Source organism: Sphingosinithalassobacter sp. LHW66-3, assembly GCF_050703275.1.
GTDB lineage: Bacteria > Pseudomonadota > Alphaproteobacteria > Sphingomonadales > Sphingomonadaceae > Sphingomonas.
In genome coordinates this window covers 732,066-750,469 of the sequence record NZ_CP193482.1, presented here as the reverse complement: position 1 = coordinate 750,469, position 18,404 = coordinate 732,066, and the positions used below count along the sequence as shown (strand labels likewise).

Below are 18,404 nucleotides of genomic sequence, written 5' to 3'. Positions count from 1 at the left end.
GCATCCTTCAATCTTATCGTCCTCAGGTGATCCTGCGATTAACCATTTCTGCGCCGCGATTCGGCGTTGCATCAGCTAGCTTCGCCGGTGCCCCATTAACCATTCCGAGGACTCCCCTATGAGGGAAACGCGCTAAGGGTTTGCACGTGTACGCGCACCTGCTTGGCTCTTTCTACAATGCGCTAATTATCCGTGGACAACTCGGTGCGCCGGCTTGGCAAGCGGCCGCTCCGGCGCCATGACCGGGGGCATGCACTCGGGCTTCGTTCCGCTACGCGTCTTCTCCTCCTTCACGATGCTGGAAGGCGCCATCGAGCCGAAGGCGATCGCCGCGCGCGCGCGCGAACTCGGCTTCCCGGCGGTGGCAGTCGCGGATCGCAACGGCCTCTATGCCGCGATGCCCTTCTCGGATGCCTGCGCCAAGGCCGGCGTGCAGCCGATCGTCGGCACGCTGCTCGCTGTGGCTAGGCCCGATCCGGCCGACGGCGCCGCGCCAGCGATCGACTGGCTCGCGCTCTATGCGCAGGACGCGACCGGCTATGAGAATCTTTGTGCACTCGTTTCGATGGCGCATCTCGACCGGCCGATCGAATGGGACGCGCATATCCCGTTCGACGCGCTTCAGGGCCGCTGCGACGGCCTGATCGCGCTCACTGCCGGCGGCGAGGGAGCGCTCGCGCGCCTGTATGCCGAGGGGCAGGACACCGCGGCGGGCCGATACGCCGATGCGCTCCAGGCGCTGTTCGGCGACCGGCTCTACCTCGAGATTTCGCGCCGCTTCGACGAGACCGAGACCCTGGCCGAGCCGAAGCTGCTCGATCTCGCCTATGATCGCGGCCTGCCGCTGGTCGCGACCAATCCGTGCTGTTTTTCCGAGGAGGATTTTCACGAGGCGCACGACGCGATGCTGTGCATCGCCGGGTCGAGCTATGTCGCGAGCGACGATCGCCGGCGCAGCTCGCCCCATGCTTGGATGAAGCCGGCCGGCGAGATGGAGACCCTTTTCGCCGACTTGCCGGAGGCGCTCGCGAACACGCTGGTCGTCGCCCAGCGCACCGCCTTTGCCGCGCCCAAGCGCAAGCCGATCCTGCCCAGCCTCGCCGGCGACCGCGAAGGCGAGGCGGCGATGCTGCGCGAGCAGGCGCGCGCCGGCCTCCTGCGCAGGCTCGCCAAGATCGTCGCGCTCGAATCGGGTGCGGCAGCGGTCGAAACCACGGCCGATCCGGGGGAGGGGGCACCAGCGGCGCCTGCCGCCCCGGACTGCTCCGAAGACAGGCTCCGCCAGCGCTTTCCCGATTATTTCGCGCGGCTCGAATATGAGCTCGACGTGATCGTCGGCATGGGCTTTCCGGGCTATTTCCTGATCGTCGCCGATTTCATCAAATGGGCGAAGGACAACGACATTCCGGTCGGGCCGGGCCGCGGTTCGGGCGCGGGCTCGGCGGTCGCCTGGGCGCTCACCATCACCGATCTCGATCCGATCAAGCTCGGCCTGCTGTTCGAACGCTTTCTCAATCCGGAACGCGTGTCGATGCCGGACTTCGACATCGATTTCTGTGAAACGCGGCGCGGCGAAGTGATCCGCTACGTCCAGCAGAAATACGGCCGCGATACCGTGGCGCAGATCATCACCTTCGGTACGATGAAGGCACGCGCCGTGCTGAAGGACACCGGCCGCGTGCTCCAGATGAGCTATGGCCATGTCGACCGGCTGGCCAAGCTCGTCCCCAATCATCCCACCGATCCCTGGACGCTCGACCGTGCCTATAACGGCGTCAGCGAGCTGCATTCGGAAATCGAGGGCGATCCGCAGGTGCGCCACCTGTGGGATCTCGCCTCACGGCTGGAAGGGCTACCGCGGCACAGCTCGACCCATGCTGCCGGCGTGGTGATCGGCGACCGACCGCTCGCGGAGCTGGTGCCGCTCTATCGCGATCCGCGTTCCGACATGCCCGTCACGCAGTTCGACATGAAATATGTCGAGGCGGCGGGTCTGGTTAAGTTCGACTTTCTCGGCCTCAAGACGCTTTCGGTGCTCGACAAGGCGGTGGCGCTGCTCGGGAAGCGCGGCATCGCCGTCGATCTCGCGGCGCTCGGCTGGGACGACGCGGGCGTTTACGAACTGCTCCAGCGCGGCGACACGGTGGGCGTGTTCCAGCTCGAATCGGAAGGGATGCGGCGCACTCTGTCCGCCGTGCGCCCGACCAACTTCGGCGACATCATCGCGCTCGTCTCGCTCTACCGTCCCGGCCCGATGGACAACATCCCGCTGTTCGGCGCGCGCAAGAACGGCCGCGAGTCGATCGAATATCCGCACCCGCTGCTCGAGGACATTCTGAACGAGACCTACGGGATCTTCGTCTATCAGGAGCAGGTGATGCAGGCCGCGCAGGTGCTGGCGGGCTATACGCTCGGTGGCGCGGACATGCTGCGCCGCGCGATGGGCAAGAAGATTCCCGCGGAGATGGAAAAGCAGCGCGCGATCTTCGTCACGGGTTGCGCCGAGCACAATCAGATCGGCGAAGCCAAGGCCAACGAGCTGTTCGATTTGATCGCCAAGTTCGCCGGCTATGGCTTCAACAAGTCGCACGCCGCGGCCTATGCGCTGCTCGCCTATCAGACTGCGTGGCTCAAGGCGCATCACCCGCACGAATTCTTCGCCGCATCGATGTGCTTCGATCTCGATCAGACCGACAAGCTCGCGATCTTCGCCGACGACATGAAGCGCCTCGGCGTCACTTGCCTGCCGCCCGATCTCAACGAAAGCGAAGCGGAATTCTCGGTGGAGGAGGCGCAGGGCGGCCTCGCGGTCCGCTATGGTCTCGCCGCGCTCAAGGGGCTCGGCGAGCGCGCCATGGAGCTGCTGGTCGCCGAGCGTGCCGAGGGCGGTCGGTTCCAGTCGCTCGACGATCTCGCCACGCGGGTCGATCCGCGGCTGCTCAACAAGCGGCAGCTCGAAACGCTGGCGGGCGCGGGCGCATTCGATTCGATCGAGCCCGATCGTGCCGGCGTCCACGCCGCCGCGGAAACGATCCTGGCGGTGGCGCAGCGCACCCATGAAAGCCGCACGAGCGGGCAGGGGGGCCTGTTCGGCGATGCCGAGCCGGGTGGCTCGCGCATCCAGCTTCCGACGAGCGCGCACTGGTCGCTCACTCAGCGGATCTCCGCGGAAAAGGACGCGTTCGGCTTTTACTTCTCGGCGCATCCGCTCGACCGCTATGCGCATCTCGCGCGCGTCCATGGCGCTCGGACGCTCGCCAGCCTGGCCGATGTGCCGGTGCCCGAAGGTGCGCGTGTCGGCGCGATGGTGGCGGCGCTGGTCGAGGACGCGCGCTGGCGCACCTCCGCGCGCGGCAACCGCTATCTGATGGTAGGCATTTCGGACGCTACCGGCCAACTCGTCGCGACCTGCTTCGACGAAGCGGCGTCGAACGATCTCGAAGAGGCTGCCCGCGAGGGCGGCTGTGCGGTGCTCACCGTCGAGCTCGACCGGCGGCCCGGCGAGGAGACGCCGCGCGTCACCGTGAAGCGCGTCCAGCCGTTCGAGGCACTGGCAAACAGCGCACGGCTGGTGCTCGATCTCGCGATCGACGATCCCCAGGTGCTGCCGTTGCTTGCCTGTATCGTCGGAGAGCAGCGCGGCGGCCGCGGCGAAGTCCATGTCCGCGCACCGCTGGAGCCCGAAGGCGAAGCCGAACTGGTGCTCGGCCGCGACTTCCGCCTCGACGGAGAGCTCGCCGCGCGGATCGAGCGCCTCGACGGGATCCGTTGGGCCGCGCTCAAGTCTGCCGAGACACGGCTCGCTTCGGTCGCCTGACGCCCGCTCTCCGAGCACGGCCCGGCTACGATTCAGTCCCTTCGACAGCATGGCCACTCGACTCGGCTCGCTGCCTCACGCTAGGCTTGCGCAAACGAAAAGCCGGAGAGAGTGATGCTGGGTGCCATGCAGGACTTCGAGCTGCGCGTGATGCGATTGCTCGATCACGCCGAACGCGAGCATTGGTCGCGGGAGATCGTCAGCCGCTGGGCCGACGGCAGCGAGACACGGACGACCTGGGCGGGTATCGCCCGCGATTCGAAGAAGCTGGCCCAGGCGCTCGAGCGGATGGGCGTGAAGCCCGGCGATCGCGTCGCCACGCTCGGCATGAACCACCATCGCCATCTCGTCGCCTGGTATGGCGCGATCGGCATGGGCGGGATCATCCACACGATCAATCCGCGCCTGTTCCACGATCAGCTCGAATATATCGCCAACCACGCCGAGGATAAGGTTCTTCTCTACGATCGTGCGTTCGCGCCGCTGGTCGAGAAGCTGAAGCCGCAGTGGAAGACGATCGAGCATTATATCGTCTTCGACGGCGACGGCGCCGACAGTTTCGAGGCGGTGATCGCGCAGGAGGACGGCAATTACAGCTGGGTGGAGGGCGACGAGAAGGAGCCCTGCATGCTCTGCTACACCAGCGGCACGACGGGCAATCCGAAGGGCGTGATCTATACCCACCGCTCCAGCGTGATTCATGCCATCGCCGAGCTTCAGCCCGACGTGTTCGATCTGTCGCAGCGTGCGGTCTGCATGCCGATCGTGCCGATGTTCCATGCCGTCGGCTGGGGGCTCCCGTTCGCCGCGCCCGCCGTCGGCACCAAACTGGTGATGTCGGCGGTCAACGAGCCGGCGGTGCTCTGCGAACTGATGAACCGCGAGAAAGTGACTCACACGGCCGGCGTGCCCACCGTGTGGTTCGCGATGTTCCAATATATGGACGCGACCGGCAACGCGCCCGAGCATCTCAAGATCGTCACGATCGGCGGCTCGGCCGCACCGCGGGCGATGATCGAGCGGATCATGAAGATGGGCGCGCGAGTGAACCATGCTTGGGGGATGACCGAAACTTCGCCGATCGGCACCATGGGTGCGCCGTCGCCCGATTGGGACGAGCTGAGCTTCGAGCAGCAAGTCGAGCAAGTGACGAAGCAGGGCAAGGTGCCGTTCGGCGTCGAGCTGCGCATCGTCGACGACGAAGGCGTGCGCCAGCCGCGCGACGGCAAGAGTTCGGGCCGGCTCCAGGTGCGCGGGCCCTGGATCATCAAGCGCTATTTCAAGGCCGAGGAGGACGCGCTCACCGACGACGGCTGGTTCGATACCGGCGACGTCGCGGTGCTGCATCCCGACGGCACGATGCAGATCACCGACCGGTCGAAGGATGTCATCAAGTCGGGCGGCGAATGGATCAGCTCCGTCGAGCTGGAAAATGCCGCCGTCGGCTGCGACGGAGTTGCCGAAGCTGCCGCGATCGGCGTTCCGCACCCCAAATGGGACGAGCGCCCGCTGCTGCTGGTGGTGCGCAAAGAGGGCAGCGACGTGACGCCGGACGAGATACTTGCCTATCTCGAACAGCATGTCGCCAAATGGTGGCTGCCCGACGCGATCGAGTTCGTCGACGAGCTGCCGCACACAGCGACCGGCAAGCTGCTCAAGACCGCGATCCGGGAACGCTATCGCGACTATCGTCTCGAAACCGCCGCCTGATCGCGGCGCCCGCCGCCCGATCCGGTCGGGCGGCGGGCGCGCGGCTCAGCGCTGCATCGCCAGGAAGGCGGCGCTCACGTCTTCCGCCTTTGCCTGCTTGAACGTGGCGCAGTTGCGGATCTGTTCGATCGCCCGGCGCAGGCTCAGCGAACCGCCCGCCTGCTCCAGGATCGGCAGGACGCGCTCCTCGAGTGCGGTCGCCCGCTCGGCCGAGCAGAATCCGGCGAATGCCTGGCCCGCGCGCGCGAAGAAGATGCCGCCGCCGCCGCCCGAGAAGGTTTCGAAATTCTCCGCGAGGAAATCGAACGCCACGTCGCGGGTTCCGGCGCTGCCGAGCAGTCCATAGAGCGCGAACATCCGCTGACCGGCGGGAACCGCCTCGTTGCTCAACAGGCCCAGCAGGAACCTGCCGACGTCTGGATTCCCCGACTGCATCAGCGCGCCCATCGCCATCTGCTGAAACGCGGCGTCGCTGCTCGACATCGCCCGCTGCGCCACTTGCATCGCAAACGGCACGCCCCGGTCGGCGGCGGCATAGCGAAATGCGGCACCGCGCATCGCCGGGTCGAGCGCGTCGGTGTCGCCGGCCAGATAGGCGTCGGCGGCGGCGGTCAGCGACTCGCGCAGTTCGGCATCGCGGCCGGTGTCGGCGGTCAGCTCGATCAGCGCCGATCGAAGGTCGCGGCGGGCGGCGTTGTCCTCGGCATAGGTGCCGGCCCGGACGTCGCTGCCCAGTTCGTCGAGCAACGGCCGATAGATCGAGGCCACGGTCGCGCGAAAGGCGGGGAGCGCCGCCTCGGAGATCAGGCCGTCCTCTTCCAGCGCGGCGAGCCGGTTGCCGCTGTCGAGCGCGATTTCCGCGTCGGGGTGATGCGCCAGGACGCGCGCCGCCGCGACCAGCTTCTCCACCGGCACGTTGCCGGCGCGGAAACCCGCCCACAGGCTGTCGATCAGCGCGATCGCCTCGCCCGAGGAGAGCGACGGGGCAGCGGCGATCAACGCATCCCATTCGGCCTCGGGCAGCGCAAAGCGATAATAGCCCTGGCCGCCTGCGTTCGGCATCAGCGGCCCGGCTCCCGACACATCGGCGATCGCAACGCTCGGCTGATCGAGCAGCACGCATTCGCGTGTCGCCGCGCCGCGCTGCATGCACAGCGGGACGATCCACTGGCGCGGCTCGGGCGTCGTGCCCAGGTGCGCATAGGGCGACTGAGTCGCCGTCCAGCCGCCGTCCCGGCGAGTCAGCGTCACCAGCGGCACGCCTTGCTGATCGACGAAGCTGCGCAGCGACGCGAGTACGCGCGGATCGTCGGCCGCGGTCGCCAGCGAATCGAAGAAGTCGTCGGTCGCGGCGGTGCCATAGGGATGGCGCTCCATGTGCAGCCGCACGCCTTCGCGGAACTTCTCGTCGCCCAGATAGGCGGCGATCATCGCCACCACCTGTCCGCCCTTGCCATAGGTGATCTGGTCGAAGGTCGAATCGATATCGGCGTCGCTGGTCACGCGCTCATGGATCGGGCGCCCGACGGTCAGCGAATCCAGCTCCATCGCCTCGAAGCCCTCGGCCAGCGCGCCAGTGCCGATGTCGAGCTCGGGGCGCCATTCGTCGCCGATGCGATAGCCCATCCAGTTGGCGAAGCTCTCGTTCAGCCAGATGTCGTCCCACCACGCCGGCGTGGCATAGTCGCCGAACCATTGGTGCGACAGCTCATGCGCGACGATCATGCCGAACGCCTGCTTGTCCTCCTTGCTCGAGTCCTCGGTGACGAACAGGATGTCGTCGCCATAGATGTCGGCTCCGGCATTCTCCATCGCACCGGGCATGATCGGCGATCCGATCTGGTCGAGCTTGGGGAAGGGAAAGGCCTGATCGAAGTAGGACTCGAGCAGCGCCACGATCGGCCCCGTCTCCTCCAGCGCATAGCGCAGCCGGTCGGCGTTCGGCTTCGTCCCCACGATCCGCAGCGGCAGCGGCTCGGCGCGCTGCGGGGTGGGCGGGATCACTGCCTCGGCCGTCACGAATGGCCCGGTCACCAGCGCGACCAGATAGGTCGGCAGCGGCGGCGTCGGCGCGAAATGGTGGCGCACCATATTGCCTTCGGTCTCGCTGCGAACCTCGGGAGCATTGCTCACCGCCAGATTGTCCGGCGCGGTGGCGATGCTCACGGTGAACGGCGTCTTGTATCCCGGCTCGTCGAAGCCGGGGAAGGCGGAGCGGGCGTCGATCGACTGGAACTGAGTCCAGCTGTACCATTCGTCCTCCACCTTCACGCGATAGAGGCCCGAGGGCACGTCCTCCTGCAGCTTGCCTTCATAGTCGAAGGTCAGCGTGATCCGCCCGGGCGGAAGCTCGCGCCCGAAGTCGACCGTCGCCAGCCCGAACGGATTGCGCTGTTCGAACGTCACCGGATAGCTCTGCCCGCCCGCGGTCACCATCGCCCGCTCGACCTCGAGATCGCGACCGTGGATATAGATCGTCCGCGCCGCCGCGTTCAGCGTGGCGTCGATCTCGGTATGGCCGGAAAAGGTCGGGCTTTCGGGCAGGATGGTGAAATCGAGCCGATAGGCGGTAGGAGTCACCGTGTCCGGCAGCCGGCCGGTCGGCAGCGCCTCTTCGGTAGCTGCCGGAGCGGCGGGAAGCTCCGGCGCCGTCTGCGCCTGGGCGGAGGCGAGGGATAGAAAGGCACAGCTAAGCAACAGCAACGGCCGCATTCCGGGAGCTCCTTCTGGCAAGTCGCATCGGCTTAGGGCGCGGCCGCTCGCTCGGCAATGGGCGCCACGCGGCCCCGCGTCAGCCGAACAGCTCGCCCTGCGCGCCGCGGGGCGCGCGGAACAGGTCGGTCCGCACATTGAATCGCTCGCCGTCGAGCCCGTGGCGTCTGCACGCGATGTGGAAGCGCGTGCGCAGCAGGTCGGCCCACACCCCTTGCCCGCGCATCCGCGAGCCGAAGTTGGGATCATTGTCGCGCCCGCCGCGCAGCGACTGGATCGTCGCCATCACCTTGCCCGCACGATCGGGAAAATGCGTTTCGAGCCAGGCGCGAAACAGCGGCGCCACTTCGTGCGGCAGCCGCACGGGGATGAAGAACGCCGCCTTCGCCCCGGCTTGCGCGGCGCGCTCGATCAGATGCTCCAGCTCGTGATCGGTGATCATCGGGATCACCGGCGAGATCGACACGAACACCGGCACGCCCGCATCCGCCAGCCGCCGCACCGCCGCCAGCCGCTTTTCGGGATGCGGCGCGCGCGGCTCCACCGTCCGCGCCACCTTCGGATCGAGCGAAGTGACCGACAGCATCACGCCCACCAGCTCCTTCGCGGCCATCGGCGCCAGCAGGTCGAGATCGCGGCACACCCGATCCGATTTGGTCGTGATCGTCAGCGGATGGTCGTGTTCGGCAAGCACTTCGATGCAGCCGCGCGTGATCCGCCATTCGCTCTCGATCGGCTGATAGGGGTCCGTGTTCGTCCCGAACGCGATCGGCTTGCAGACATAGCCGGGCTTGGCCAGCTCGGCACGCAGCAGCGCGGACGCATCGGGCTTGGCGAACAGCTTCGTCTCGAAATCCAGGCCCGGCGAAAGGTCGTGATAGGCATGGCTCGGCCGCGCGAAGCAATAGATGCAGCCATGCTCACAGCCGCGATAGGGGTTCACCGATCGCTCGAACGGCACGTCGGGCGACTGGTTGCGCGTGAGGATCGTCTTCGGCTTCTCCACCGTCACGCTGGTGCGCAGCGGGGGCGGGGCGCCGTCGACTTCCTCGCGCATGTCGAGCCAGTCGCCGTCGGCGGCGCGCTGCGGCAGGTTGAAGCGCGCGCTCGCAGCGTTTTCGGTTGCGCCTCGGCCGGAATGCTTGGACATGACCGACCAGAACATACCACGAACGATATCGCAAGCGGCAAGTGTCCACAATCGCTGGAGCCCTCCGCTTCGGCGCGGAGGATTGCGGCGCTCGCTGGCCCGGTCAGTCTCTGACCAGGCTGATCACGTTGCTGACGTCCTGATACTGGCTTTGCCATTTCGCGGAGCCCTGGCCGGGTATCCCGCAGCGGAGCCACCAGCCGCCGAGCGCGATGGGAATATCGGTGCCGCTCCAGGTGCGCGGCTCGGCTTGGGGCACGACCGAGCCGCCCTGCCTTTCACCCAGATGAAGGATCGCGTTCTCGCTGTCTTCCTGTGTCAGGCCTTTGACGTCGAGAGAGATGCTTTTCAGAGTACCCTCGGCGCCGCTGAAACGCAGCGTCAGTCCATCGCGTTCGAAAGTCGCTTCATTGTCGGGCAGGAGATCGCCTGTACGGGCCTTCACCACATAGACGACCTCGCCGCTGCGGAGGTCGAAATCGGCGTAGGTGTTGCCGACCTCATACTGCGGCCTGCCGATGCAGTGCGTGCTGTTCGCCAGGATCTGGTGGGCCGCCGCGATCGCCTCCTGGCTTGGATTGCGCGTGAAGTCGTACACCGCGGGGATGAGGGCGTTGGAAACCGGCGGGGCCGGGGCCGCCGGGTCGGACTCGGTCGGCTCGACGGCGGACAGATAGGTGTCCTTGACCCAGCAGCCCTGGGTCGAAGCACGGCTCCAGCCGTCCCGATTCTCCGCGACCTTGACGCTCGTTCCTTCCGTCAGCACTTCCCGAATGTCTCCGTCGAGACCTGGGGTGCTGCGACAATTCACATCGGCCTGAAGAACTGCCTCTCCCGTCGGGAGGGAGGAGCTGCCCGGCGCTGTCCACGCATAGACCCCACCTGCGGCCACAGCGGCAAGCACCGCGCCGATCGCGATCGGCTTGCGCCAGGCGAGGCCGCCCTCGTCGCCGGGTTCCCCGACATCTGACCAACGCGCGTCGGGTCCATCTGCCGGTGCCTGGACCTGTGGTGTTTCGGAATCGCTCGGCGGATCATTGGTCAGCAACCGCGCCTTGGCGTTCTGAAATTCCTCGTCGCTCAGATGTCCCTGCTCGCGCAGCTGCTTGAGCCGTTCGAGCCCGCCGATCCAGTCCGTCACGCGTTTCTCCCCCTCGTCGGCATCAATTATAGGAGGAAAATGGACTCGCCGCGTCGCGAGGAGGGATGCGCGGTGGTGTCGAGCGCATCGCCACGTGCCGCACGCGCAGTCCGGCGCTTGCCGGCGCATCGCTCGCCGTGTAGAACACAACCGGAACAACGTGGGAGGGACAGGATGGCGCGGCTGAACTATGTCGAGCTGCCGGTCGGCGACGTGGCGGGAAGCAGGCGCTTCTATTCGGCGGCGTTCGGCTGGGAATTCACTGATTTCGGGCCGTCCTATGCGGCGACGACGAGCGGCGACGTCGATCTCGGTCTGGAAGGCGACGCGGAGGGGGCGACCGCGGCGCTGCTGCCGGTGATCGAAGTGGCGGATCTCGAAGCGGCGCGCGATCGGGTGGTCGCCGCGGGCGGCGTCGTCACGCGGCCGATCTTCGCCTTTCCGGGCGGGCGCCGCTTTCACTTCAGCGATCCCCAGGGGCACGAAATGGGGGTGTGGACGCCTGCGGCCGGGGAGGGGGCTGCGGCCTAGCCTCCCGCCGCACTGTTCCTCAGCGCTCGGTCAGCCGCGGCAGCAGCTCGACGAAATTGCAGGGCTTGTGGCGGATGTCTAGCTGATCGCGCAGGATGCCGTCCCAGCCGTCCTTCACTGCGCCTGTCGAACCGGGCAGGCAGAAGATATAGGTGCCGCGCGCCACGCCCGCGGTCGCGCGCGACTGGATCGTCGACGTGCCGATCGTGCGATAGCTCAGCCAGCGGAACAGCTCGCCGAAGCCGGGAATCTCCTTGTCCCACACCCGCGCCAGCGCCTCGGGCGTCACGTCGCGTCCGGTCACGCCCGTGCCGCCGGTGGTGAGGATCACTTCCACCTGCGGATCGTCGATCCACGCGTCGAGCGTATCGGCGATCGCCTCGGCATCGTCGCGCACGATCGCCCGATCGGCGAGCGTGTGTCCCGCGCCCGTCAACCGCTCGACCAGCAGGTCGCCCGATCGGTCGTCCTCGGGTCCGCGCGTATCCGAAACCGTCAGCACCGCGATCCGGACCGGCCGGAACGCGGCCTCCGCGTCAGCGGGCACCGGCGACTGCCTGCCCGCCGCCACCGCCGCTCAGCCGCACGCCTTCCTGCCCGGGAAGCCCCGGAAACCGAGGCCACAAGCCCTGCGCCAGCGCCGCGCGGCTCGCCGATCGGCGGCCGTCCTGCCGCTCGTACATCCAGTAGTTGCGCAGCACGATCATCACATAGCCGCGCGTTTCCCAATAGGGGATGGATTCGATGTAGAGGAGCGGATCGCCATTGTCCTTGGTCAGGCTGTTCCATGCCTGCACCGGCGTCGGCCCCGCGTTATAGGCCGCGATCACCTTCGGCAGCAGCCCCTGGGTGAAGGCGGTGTCGCGCAGCTGCTCCAGATAGCTCTGCCCGATCTCCATGTTGATCGACGGATCGGTCAGGTCGGCGCTGGCATAGTCGACGCCGCGGCGGCGGCTTACGTCGATCGCCGCGCCTTCGCGCACCTGCATCAGCCCCATCGCGCCGGCCGCGCTGCGCACTTCGGTGCGGAAGCGCGATTCCTGGAGCGTATGGGCAAAGACCAGCGCGCGATCGACTCGCCAGCCGCCGTCGGGGGTCCAGTTGGGAGCGGGATAGCGCGCCATTTCGACCGGCGGCGCGTCGGCCGGTGCATTGTGCGACAGCCAGAGCTGAGTCGAAGGCAGGTTCAGCCGCCCGGCCAGCCGCGTCAGTGCCCCATGTTCGCCCGCATTGCCGATCCGCGCCTGATGCTTGAGCACTTCCTCGGCCAGCTCGGCCTCGCCGATTTCCATCAGCGCGGCGGCGGTGCGGACGTTGCTGCGCTCCTGCAGCGCGCGCCAGTCGGCGGTCACATACTGCTCGCCCGCCGCGCCGGCTTCCTCGATGCCCAGCGCCTGCCGCGCGAGCAGGCCGTAGAAGGTCTCGTCATATTGCGCCGCGCCGCGCAGCGCCGCGGTCACGTCGCCGGGCCGCTCGCACGCCATGTGCGCGCGCGACAGCCAGTAGAGCCCGGCCGAACGCATCTCGGGATCGCTCGCGCGGCGCGAAACCGCGTCGAACGCGCTCGCCGCGTCGCGGCAATCGCGCTGGCGCCAGGCGGCAAGCCCCTGCACCCAGTCCGCCTGCGCGGCGAACTCTCCCGTGCCGGCCTGCGCCTCGCGGGCCATGCGGCGGGCGTTGGCGTCGTCGCCGGCGGTGTAGTAGATCCAGGCGACCTTCTGCTGCCACTCGGTCCGCGCCTCGGGCGAAAGATCGGCGGCGAAGCGCGCAAGCGTCTGCTCGGCGCCGGCGCCGTCATCCTCGCGGATGAACGGCTGCATCGCCAGGATCACTTCGGTCGCGACCGGATCGGTGCTGATCCCGCGCAGCCGCTGGCGAACCGGCGCGGCGTCATACCAGCGCAGCCGCTGCTCAACGGGCAGGGCCGCCTGAGTCATCGCGCCGCGCAGCGCCGCCAGCCGGCCGATCTGCGCGGCCTGCGGCAGTTCGGGAGCCTCGGCGAGCAGCGCCTGCAGCGGCTCGAGCTCGACGCGGGGCGAATTGGCGGCGGTGTAGAGTTCGGCGCGCGCGATCGCGTGGAGCGGCCCGGGGCGCATTGCCTCCAGCCGCTGCTTCGCCTCCTCCCAGCGCTCGCCGCGGATGGCCGTAAAGATCGCGCGATATTCCTCGCGCTGCGATCCGGAGAGCTGATCGGGAATGCCGTCGCCCTCGCGGCGATCCGGCGCATCGGCGAGTGCGCCGGTAGCGCTGCCAATCTCGGGCAGCGCTCCTGGAGCCTTCTCGGCCTGGGCGGTGGCGGGAAGCGCCATCAAAATGGCGGCGGCTACGAAACTCATACGCACTGGCTGGGTCCCCCGGACAGCAATAACTGAAGATTTTTCCAGGCATCGGCCTTTGCGGCGGGACGCTTCAACAGGAAGCGGGGATGATGGCACGCCGCCGCCCTCACTGTGGCCTGCGAGTGGTTAATAGCATGTAAACTCTTGGTGTCCGAGGCTTGGTTCGTCCCGATCAGAACACGCTCCGTCGCTCGGCCGAGCAGCAGCAGCTTCTGCGGCGCGATCAGCCCGAGGTGATGCAGCGCCAGTTCGCGGAGCCGCGAAACCGCGTCGCCGGGCAGCTGTTCGGTCACCGGGCGGGCGTAGGCCAGCGGCGCCAGATAGACCTGCTCGCGCTCCAGCCCGATCGCCGCGAGCATTCGGTCGAACAACCGCCCCGCCGCGCCGCTCAGCAGCGTGCCCGTCGCCGCGTCCTCGGCCTCGGGCATGTCGACCAGCACCATCAGCGCAGCGTCGGCGGGCCCGCCGGGCGCCACGCGCGGCGTGTGCCATGTCGCCTCGGGCGCGTCGGCCCCCATCCGCCACGCGACGAACGCTTCGAGCGTCTCGGGCAGGGGAGCAGCGGCTTCGGCATTCGCTCCGGCAGTGGCCGCGGCTGCGGCAGGCGAAGGCGCGCGCGCCAGCCAGTCGCGCGGGTCCGCTTCGGTAAGCACGTCGACACCGGCGTCGCGCCACCATTCCAGCGCGCTTGCCGCTGTCGCCTGCCAGTCGCTGTTCGGTTCGACCCCCATACCATCCTTTTGAATCGCGGGTTGACTGCACCGTCAATCTGCCTCCATCCGGGGCAGGACAAGGCGTTGCGCGCGCGCGACGAGCGTGTGCCATAAGCGTCCCGAATGGAGAAAGCGATGAGCGAACGGGAGTCGATGCCCTATGATGTCGTGATCGTCGGCGCGGGCCCTGCGGGCCTCTCCGCCGCGATCCGGCTCAAGCAGCTGGCCGCCGAGGCCGAGGCCGAGCTGTCCGTCTGCGTGCTGGAGAAGGGCTCCGAAGTCGGCGCGCACATCCTGTCGGGTGCGGTGGTCGATCCGCGCGCGCTCGACGAGCTGTTGCCGACGTGGCGCGAAGACGGCTGCCCGATGGCGCAGGTTCCGGTTACCGAGAACCACCACTGGATCCTGTCGAAGACGGGCAAGTCCGAATTCCCGCATCTGCTGATGCCGCCCTTCATGAACAACAAGGGCACCTACACCGGCTCGCTCGGCAATCTCTGCCGCTGGCTTGCCGACAAGGCGCAGGAGATGGGAGTCGAGGTGTTCCCCGGCTTCGCGGCGGCCGAGGTGCTGTTCAACGACGACGGCTCGGTGAAGGGTGTCGCCACCGGCGACATGGGGGTGGCGCGCGACGGCACGCACAAGCCGGAATATACGCCGGGGATCGAGATCCATGCGAAATACACCTTCCTGGCGGAAGGCGTGCGCGGCCATCTCTCGAAAGAGCTGATCCGCATGTTCGATCTGCGCAAGGATTCGCAGCCGCAGGTCTATGGCATCGGCATCAAGGAATTGTGGGACATCGATCCCGACAAGCATGTGCCGGGCCGAGTGATCCACACCCAGGGCTGGCCGCTTACCGAGGATTCGAACGGCGGCGGCTTTCTCTATCATCAGGCCGACGGGCAGGTCGCGCTCGGCTTCGTCGTCTGGCTCAATTATAAGAACCCGTATCTGCGCCCGTTCGAGGAGATGCAGCGCTGGAAGACGCATCCGGCGATCGCCGAGGTGCTGGAGGGCGGCAAGCGCGTCTCCTACGGCGCGCGCGCGATCAACGACGGCGGCTGGCAGTCGGTGCCTAAGCTCACCTTCCCCGGCGGCGCGCTGATCGGCTGCTCGGCGGGCTTCGTGAACGTGCCGCGGATCAAGGGCACGCACACCGCGATGAAGACCGGCATGATGGCCGCCGAAGCGGCGTTCGACGCGATCCGCGCCGGCCGCGAGCATGACGAGCTTTCCGCCTATGGCACCGCCTATGAATCGAGCTGGGTCTATTCGGAGCTGAAGGGCGTCCGCAACGTCGTCCCGCTCGTCAAGAAATATGGCGACACCTGGGGCACGATGCTCGCGGGCGTCAACATGTGGTCCGAGCATCTCGGGCTGCGCATGCCCTATACGATGAAGCACAAGCCCGATCACGAGAGCCTGGTCCGCAAGGATCTGGCGACGCCGATCGATTATCCCAAGCCCGATGGCGTGCTCACCTTCGATCGCCTCTCGTCGGTGTTCGTGTCGAACACCAATCACGAGGAGGACCAGCCGGTCCATCTCACGCTGCACGATCCCAGCATCCCGATCGGCTTCAACCTTCCGGTCTATGACGAACCGGCGCAGCGCTACTGCCCGGCGGGGGTCTATGAAGTCGTCGGGCTTGAAGAGGGCGAACCGCGGTTCCAGATCAACGCCCAGAACTGCGTGCACTGCAAGACGTGCGACATCAAGGACCCTACCCAAAACATCAACTGGGTGGTTCCCGAAGGCGGCGGAGGCCCGAATTATCCGAACATGTAGGGACGTGCTGATCGCGGGCGTGGCGCTTGTAGCGCTCGCGCCCGCCGCGCAGGCCCAGCAGGGGCAGGCGGCCGATTATGTCCGCGCCCGCGCCGCCGACGCCGATGGCGCCGCTCGTGCCGCCGCCGCCGGCTATGCCAGGGCGCTCGATGCCGCGCCCGATGACGAGATGGTCGCGGTGCGCGCCTATCGCCAGGCGCTTGAGGTCGGCGACTTCGCGCTCGCTGCCCGCGCCGCCGCGGTGCTCTCGCGCGCCGAAATGGCCGCGCCCGATCTGCCGCTCTTCCGTCTCGCCACGGCTCTGGAGGCCGGCGATCTCGCGGCCGCGCAAGTCGAAGTCGATGCGATGGCCGCCGGGCCGCTCGATTTTCTCGCGCCGGCGCTTGCCGGATGGCTGGCGCTGGAGCGCGGCGAGGATCCGCTCGCGCCGCTCGATGCGCCCGCCAACAATCTGCTCGCGCGCCGCTATATCGCCGAGCATCGCGCGCTGCTGCTGATCGCGAGCGGCCGCACCGGGGAGGGAGTGGCAGCCGTCCGCACGCTGCTCGCGGGCGGCCAGGAAGCGCAGGATCTGCGCATCGACGCCGCTCGCCTGCTCGCCTTGCGCGGCGATCGCCGCGAGGCGCGTGCGCTGCTCTCCGGCGGCGGGCCCGAATTTGCCGCGCTGCGCCGCGAGCTCGGCCGCGGCACGCCTTCCGGCGCGCAGTTCGGTGCCGCGCGCCTGTTTCTCCGCCTCGCCGCCGATCTTGCGCGCGAGGATACCATACCGCTCTCGGTCGTGCTCACGCGCATGGCGCTGCGGCTCGATCCCGCCGACGATCGCGCGCGGCTCTATCTCGGCGATGCGCTGTCGCGGGCCGGCTCGGATGCCCTTGCGCACGAGGTGCTCGGCGAGATCGCGCAGGACAGCCCCTATGCCGATGACGCGCAGCTCGTCCGCTTGAGCGCACTCTCGCGCGCCGGCCGCACCGACGAAGCGCTCGCCCGCGCCCGGCAGATCGCCGAGCGGCGCGGCGCCAGCAGCGAGGATGCGCAGAGCTATGGCGATCTCCTCGCCGCCGAGGAACAGCATGACGCCGCCGCCCGCGCCTATGCTCTCGCGATCGAGCGCGCAGGGGCCGATGCGAGCTGGCTGCTCTATTATCGCCACGGCGCCGCGCTGGAAAATGCCGGCCGCTGGAGCGAGGCGCTGCCCGCGCTGCGCCGCGCGGTCGCGCTCGGTCCGGACCAGCCGGTCGCCCTCAACATGCTCGGCTATGCGCAGGTCGAGCGCGGCGAGAATGTCGAGGAAGCAGTCGCGATGCTCGAGCGCGCCAACGAATTGCGGCCCGACGATCCGGGCATCACCGATTCGCTGGGCTGGGCCTATTATCGCACCGGCGCCTATGAACGCGCCGTGCCGCTGCTCGAACAGGCGGCGCGCGGTGCGCCGGCGGACAGCCTCATCAACGAGCATCTCGGCGACGCCTATTGGCGAGTCGATCGGCGCTACGAGGCGCGCTACGCTTGGCGCGCCGCCGCCGTCTATGCCGATGCCGAGGATGCCGCGCGGCTCGAGCGCAAGCTGCGCCGGGGACTGAACGGCTCCGACGCTGCCGCAAATTGACGCCATGATCGTCGAACCCGCGCGCGCCAAGCTCAACCTGGCGCTCCACGTCCGCCGCCGCCGCGCCGACGGCTATCACGAACTCGAAACGCTGTTCGCCTTCGTTGCGCTCGGCGACGAGGTGCGGCTCGGCGGCGAAGGCGAGGGGCTTCGTGTCACCGGCCCCTTCGCCCCCGCGCTTGGCGATACCGCCGACAATCTCGTCACGCGTGCCGCCGTCGCTTTCGCCTCGCGCTTCGGGCTCGACACTATTCCGCCGATCGAACTGGTGAAGCACCTGCCCGTCGCCTCGGGCATCGGCGGCGGTTCGGCGGACGCGGCGGCGACATTGCGCGCGCTCGCCCGCCACTGCGGCCATGCGCCCGACGATCCGGCGCTCTTCGAAATCGCCGCTGCGCTCGGATCGGACGTGCCCGCCTGTCTGCTCGGGCGCACGGCGCTGGGGCGCGGACGCGGCGAGGCGCTCGAGCCGCTTGCGGGCCTCCCGCCGCGCGCCGTGCTGCTGGTCAACCCGGGCGTCGCCGTCTCGACTGCCGAGGTGTTTCGCCGCTGGGACGGAATCGATCGCGGCCCGCTTCCCGACGGAGAGGCGCTCGAAGCGGCGCAATGCGGCCGCAATGACCTCGAAGCGCCTGCCTGCGCCGTCGCCCCCGTGATCGCCGACGTGCTCGGCCGGCTCGCCGAACAGCCCGGTGCGCTTCTCGTCCGCATGTCGGGCTCGGGAGCGACCTGCTTCGCGCTTTACGAAAGCGCCGATGCCTGCGCCGCCGCCGCCGCCGCGATCCGCGCCGCCCGGCCGCGCTGGTGGTGCGCCGAGACGACTCTCGCCTAGCCGCGTCTTTACCATTGCGCGAAACTTCCCGTTCGCCTTCCGGGGCTAGTCTGTGCACCAGC

The 18,404-nt window shown here is 68.2% G+C and carries 12 protein-coding genes; 6 read left to right on the top strand and 6 right to left on the bottom strand.

The window, feature by feature from the left end:
- The first annotated feature begins 238 nt into the window (after positions 1–238).
- On the top strand, positions 239–3,817 hold the full coding sequence (gene dnaE / locus ACQ450_RS03515) for a DNA polymerase III subunit alpha (RefSeq protein WP_431470528.1): 3,579 nt from the start codon (positions 239–241) through the stop codon (positions 3,815–3,817).
- Between the two features lie 114 nt (positions 3,818–3,931).
- Positions 3,932–5,527, top strand: coding sequence for a long-chain fatty acid--CoA ligase (locus ACQ450_RS03510; RefSeq protein WP_188055138.1), 1,596 nt, complete (start codon positions 3,932–3,934; stop codon positions 5,525–5,527).
- Positions 5,528–5,572: 45 nt separating this feature from the next.
- Here the strand turns inward: ACQ450_RS03510 and ACQ450_RS03505 are convergent, their stop codons facing one another.
- The 3 genes from ACQ450_RS03505 to ACQ450_RS03495 all read right to left on the bottom strand — a co-directional run bounded on the left by ACQ450_RS03505 (position 5,573) and on the right by ACQ450_RS03495 (position 10,530).
- Entirely contained in the window at positions 5,573–8,239 is a 2,667-nt protein-coding gene (locus ACQ450_RS03505; RefSeq protein WP_431470527.1) for a M1 family metallopeptidase, read from the bottom strand.
- A gap of 79 nt (positions 8,240–8,318) precedes the next feature.
- The gene (locus tag ACQ450_RS03500) at positions 8,319–9,389 is read right to left on the bottom strand and encodes a PA0069 family radical SAM protein (protein ID WP_431470526.1); all 1,071 of its coding nucleotides are present in this window, start codon (positions 9,387–9,389) and stop codon (positions 8,319–8,321) included.
- A gap of 103 nt (positions 9,390–9,492) precedes the next feature.
- Complete coding sequence (locus ACQ450_RS03495; RefSeq protein WP_431470525.1) at positions 9,493–10,530, bottom strand: SHOCT domain-containing protein; 1,038 nt, start codon at positions 10,528–10,530, stop codon at positions 9,493–9,495.
- A gap of 174 nt (positions 10,531–10,704) precedes the next feature.
- On the opposite strand from ACQ450_RS03495, the gene ACQ450_RS03490 reads away from it, so the two are divergent.
- Positions 10,705–11,061, top strand: a complete 357-nt coding sequence (locus ACQ450_RS03490) for a VOC family protein (RefSeq protein WP_431470524.1) — start codon at positions 10,705–10,707, stop codon at positions 11,059–11,061.
- Positions 11,062–11,080: 19 nt separating this feature from the next.
- On the opposite strand, the gene moaB is transcribed toward ACQ450_RS03490, so the two are convergent.
- The 3 genes from moaB to ACQ450_RS03475 are packed head-to-tail and all read right to left on the bottom strand — an operon-like array spanning position 11,081 to position 14,131.
- Entirely contained in the window at positions 11,081–11,608 is a 528-nt protein-coding gene (gene moaB, locus ACQ450_RS03485; protein ID WP_431470523.1) for a molybdenum cofactor biosynthesis protein B, read from the bottom strand.
- Positions 11,598–13,397, bottom strand: coding sequence for a transglycosylase SLT domain-containing protein (locus ACQ450_RS03480; protein WP_431470522.1), 1,800 nt, complete (start codon positions 13,395–13,397; stop codon positions 11,598–11,600). Before ACQ450_RS03480 ends, moaB begins: the two co-directional genes overlap by 11 nt.
- Complete coding sequence (locus ACQ450_RS03475; protein WP_431470521.1) at positions 13,394–14,131, bottom strand: uracil-DNA glycosylase family protein; 738 nt, start codon at positions 14,129–14,131, stop codon at positions 13,394–13,396. Before ACQ450_RS03475 ends, ACQ450_RS03480 begins: the two co-directional genes overlap by 4 nt.
- Positions 14,132–14,248: 117 nt before the next feature.
- Between ACQ450_RS03475 and ACQ450_RS03470 the strand changes: the two genes are divergently transcribed.
- The 3 genes from ACQ450_RS03470 to ACQ450_RS03460 are packed head-to-tail and all read left to right on the top strand — an operon-like array spanning position 14,249 to position 18,342.
- Positions 14,249–15,904 (top strand): electron transfer flavoprotein-ubiquinone oxidoreductase, encoded by a 1,656-nt coding sequence (locus ACQ450_RS03470; RefSeq protein ID WP_188055131.1) that lies wholly within the window; start codon positions 14,249–14,251, stop codon positions 15,902–15,904.
- A gap of 4 nt (positions 15,905–15,908) precedes the next feature.
- Positions 15,909–17,510 (top strand): tetratricopeptide repeat protein, encoded by a 1,602-nt coding sequence (locus ACQ450_RS03465; RefSeq protein WP_431470520.1) that lies wholly within the window; start codon positions 15,909–15,911, stop codon positions 17,508–17,510.
- 4 nt (positions 17,511–17,514) lie between these two features.
- Complete coding sequence (locus ACQ450_RS03460) at positions 17,515–18,342, top strand: 4-(cytidine 5'-diphospho)-2-C-methyl-D-erythritol kinase (RefSeq protein WP_431470519.1); 828 nt, start codon at positions 17,515–17,517, stop codon at positions 18,340–18,342.
- The last annotated feature ends 62 nt before the right edge of the window (positions 18,343–18,404 follow it).